Origin of the sequence: Actinomyces polynesiensis (assembly GCF_000820725.1) — a bacterium.
GTDB classification, from domain to species: domain Bacteria; phylum Actinomycetota; class Actinomycetes; order Actinomycetales; family Actinomycetaceae; genus Pauljensenia; species Pauljensenia polynesiensis.
Map to the genome: position 1 here is coordinate 1 of NZ_CCXH01000021.1, position 3,680 is coordinate 3,680.

Consider the following 3,680-nt stretch of genomic DNA (forward strand, 5'->3'; position numbering starts at 1 on the left):
CCAGCTGGGCGCGCAGTTCCTCCACGTTGTCGCTCATGGTCGCGATGGTATCCGCCCGCCCACACTCCCGTGGTCGCCCACGCGCGGGACCGCGGTCGCCCACCGTCCACAGGCGCACCGACCCGGTCGCCCTCCGTGCACAGGTCCCCCAGTGGGAGGAGTCCCCCCGGGCGCCCGCCGCTAGCTTGTGGTGGATGGAGCCGCTGCGCAGGCGCCGGATGCGCCGACTGACCGAGGCCGTCTACGACGGTGCGGCCCTGCGGCGCGGTGACCACGTCGAGCCCGTGCGCCGACGGGTCCTCCCGGGTCCCGGCGCGCTGGTGGTGGTCGCAGTGGTGGTCGTGCTCATCACCTCCGCCTCGGTGTGGCGTCACCTGTCACCACCGGGCGGCGACGGTGCGACCGTGGAGTCGGGAGGCGCAGTCCCGGCCAGCGTGGGCACCTCAGGGGAGTCCGGGGGAGACCCGGCGGAGCAGGAGGGGAGGGTTGGCGGTGGGGCGGGGGCCCCGACGGGCACCCCCGGCCCCACCCCGCAGACGTCCGGGACCACGACCTCCCCGCCAGGTGGCCCCCGTGTCGTCGTCTACGTGACGGGTCGGGTGGTCAGTCCCGGAGTGGTCGAGCTCGACACCGGTTCACGGGTCCTCGACGCTGTCAACGCCGTGGGCGGTCCGCTCCCGGATGCGGACCTCGAGAGCGTCAACATGGCCCGGATCCTCGTGGACGGAGAGCACATCGTCCTCCACCGCCCGGGGGAGGGGCCCGCACCTTCCGCAGGACCAGCGGGTTCTGGCGGCCCGGCACCCGCTGCGGGCAGCACCTGCGTGGACCTCAACACGGCCGACGAGCAGGCGCTCCAGGCCCTCGACGGCATCGGTCCGGCGCTCGCGGCCCGCATCGTCGCCCACCGTGAACAGGTCGGCTCCTTCACCTCCGTGGAGGAACTCGACGACGTCAGCGGCATCGGCCCGACACTGGTCCAGCGGATCTCGCAGGGGACGTGCCAGTGACCGGGCCAGCTGTGGTGAGGGCTCCCACCATGGTGGACCTGCGGCTCCTCCCCGCCGCGCTCGCAGCCTGGGTGGGCGTCCTCGTGGGGACCTCCGGGCCGGGCGCACCCCGGGTCGCGGTTCCACTGGCCGGCGCGGCGGCCGCGGGGGCGCTCGCCCTGGCACTGTGGTGGTGGAGGGACACGCGGTCCCGTCCGCGCACCCCGGGCGCGCACGCCCTGACCCCGGGTGGATCACTGCGCCTGGGGCTGGCGCTCCTCGCCTGCGCGGGTACCTGCGGCCTGGTCAGCGGGGCGGGCGCCCAGTCGGCGCACTCCCGGGACCCCACCGTCGGACTCGTGGCCGGGGGAGCGGAGCGACTGTGGGTGACGGCCGTCCTCCTGGAGGACCCCACGCCCACCAGGTCCCGGTGGGAGACCGGTGCCCACGCGGCCACGGTGCGGGTCACCGAGGTCACGGGCCGTCCGACCGCGGGGACTGCAATGATGGGCGCGAGGGAGGCCCGACCCAGTTCTGCACGCATGTACGCCACGGGAACGGGATGGGGCCACCTGGCCCGCGGTGACGTGGTGAGCCTGTCAGGGCGTGTCGATGCGGGCTTCCGGGCGGACCCGCCCTTCGCGGGCACCCTGCGCGCGGACGACCCCGAGCTGCTCCTCCGCCCGGGCGGATGGGTCGGGGCGGTCAGGGAGGTGCGGGCGGCACTCGTCCGGGCCTGCGCCGGCCTGTCCGACCAGGGGCGGGCCCTCGTCCCGGGCATGGCGATCGGCGACGACAGGCGGATGGAGGAGACCCTGCGCCAGGCGATGCTCACCTCCTCCCTGACCCACCTCACCGCCGTGTCGGGCTCCCATGTCGCGATCCTCCTGGGCGTCGTGGTCGCGGTGGTGCCGGGTCGTGGGTGGGCACGGGCAGCAGCGGCAGTGGTGACGATGAGCGCCCTCGTGGCGGTGGTCGGGCCGGAGCCCTCCGTGGTGAGGTCGGTGTCGACCGCCGGGGTCGGGGTGTGCGGGCTGCTCCTGCGTCGACCCGGCCAGGCCCATGCGGCGCTGTGCGCGGTGGTGGTGGCCGTCCTGCTGGTGGATCCCTGGTCCGCGCGCTCCTTCGGCTTCGCCCTGTCCGTGCTCGCGACATGGGGTGTGGTGGGGCCCGCAGCCACCTGGACGCGGAGGGTCCGCCGACTCGCGCGGGAGGACACCCCGGCCGGTCGGGCGCTGACGGGTGCCGTGGCGGTGGGTGCCGTTCCGGTGGCGGCCCAGCTGATGGTGGCCCCCGTCCTGCTGCTGCTCAACCCGTGGCTGCCGACCTGGGGGGTGGTGGCCAATGTCCTGGCCGCACCCGCGGTGGCCCCGGCCTCGCTCCTGGGGATCGCGGCGGCCTGCGTGGCACCCTGGTGGCCGCGCGGGGCCGAACGGCTTGCGGGCGGGGCGGAGTTCTTCACCGGGTGGATCGCCGCGGTCGGCGGGACGGTCGCCGGATGGCCCCTCGCGCGACTGCCCTGGCCCGGCGGCTCCCCGGGGATCGCTGGCCTGCTCCTGCTCGCTGCCACGGGGCTGCTGGGTGTGCGCGTGGTCCGACGTGCGGGGGGCCGACGGGAGGTGGGGAGGCGACGGAGCATCCTCCGGGAGCCGCCACAGGGGTACGGCAGAGCTGTGACAGGTGGCATCGCCCCTCTCCGGGCCGGTCGACCGCCGCGGAGTCCCGACGGTCGACGCCGGAGGGCCCTCCCGCGCGGTCGGTCCCGCCGAAGGCGACCACCGCGACGAGGGCGCCCGTGACGATCCAGGTGGGGGTGGGTCGTGGGAGACTGTGGGGAAGGTCCGGCGGGAGGCGCGCGGACCCGGTACCCGCGCGGGGGAGGACACAGATGGCCCAGCGAGGCAGGGGCGCGGCCCCCAGCCGCATCGAGCTCGCCCCGGTCGTCCTCGTCAGGGGATCGGAGGGCCTGCTCGCCGACCGCGCGATGGACCGTCTGCGCCACCTCGCCCTGGAGGCCGACCCCGCCACCGAGCGCACGGACATCCCCGCGGCCACCTACCAACCCGGACAGCTCGACGTCTACACCTCGCCCTCCCTCTTCGGGGAGTCCCGCCTCCTGGTGGTCCCTGACCTGGAGACCATGTCGGACTCACTCCTCAACGACCTGTTGGCCTACGTGGCGGCGCCCGCCCCCGACGTGTGGCTGTTCCTGCGCCACAACGGTGGCACCCGGGGGAAGAAGCTGCTCGACGCCATCGCCAGGGCGGGTTTCCCCGTCATCCCAGCGGACCCCATCAAGAGCGCGCGCGACAAGCTGGACCTGGTCAACTCCGACGTCCGCGCCGCGCGACGGACCATCGACCAGGACGCCGCCCAGGCACTGGTCGACGCCCTGGGCAACGACGTGCGGTCACTGGCCGCAGGTGTCGCCCAACTCATCGGGGACGTCGAGGGGCGCATCACCCTCGCCGACGTGCACCGCTACCACTCCGGCAGGGTGGAGGCCACGGGCTTCGAGGTCGCCGACGCCGCCATCGGGGGGCAGACCGCACGTGCCCTCACCCTCCTGCGCCACGCCTTCGACACGGGCACGGACCCCGTTCCGCTCGTGGCGGCACTGGCCATGAAGCTGCGGGGCATGGCGAAGGTGCCGGTGGCCGGAGGGGCCCCGGGTCGCCTGGGAATGGCTCC

The 3,680-nt window shown here is 74.9% G+C and carries 3 protein-coding genes; all 3 read left to right on the forward strand.

Features of this window, described 5'->3' with window-relative positions; all coding sequences use genetic code 11:
* The first annotated feature begins 194 nt into the window (after positions 1–194).
* Positions 195–1,010: a ComEA family DNA-binding protein gene (locus TA90_RS00830; protein WP_052450330.1), complete on the forward strand. Its 816-nt coding sequence runs from the start codon at positions 195–197 to the stop codon at positions 1,008–1,010.
* Positions 1,007–2,788 carry a ComEC/Rec2 family competence protein gene (locus TA90_RS00835; RefSeq protein WP_147513297.1) on the forward strand — a complete coding sequence of 594 codons (1,782 nt, stop codon included), beginning with the start codon at positions 1,007–1,009 and terminating at the stop codon, positions 2,786–2,788. The genes TA90_RS00830 and TA90_RS00835 overlap by 4 nt, the downstream gene beginning before the upstream one ends.
* 89 nt (positions 2,789–2,877) lie before the next feature.
* A partial coding sequence (gene holA / locus TA90_RS00840) for a DNA polymerase III subunit delta (RefSeq protein ID WP_043534135.1) occupies positions 2,878–3,680 on the forward strand: 803 nt, incomplete at its 3' end.

Bases quoted from the DNA above. Each gene is read 5' to 3' on its own strand.
- TA90_RS00830 (WP_052450330.1), top strand. From the start codon at position 195: ATGGAGCCGCTGCGCAGGCGCCGGATGCGCCGACTGACCGAGGCCGTC.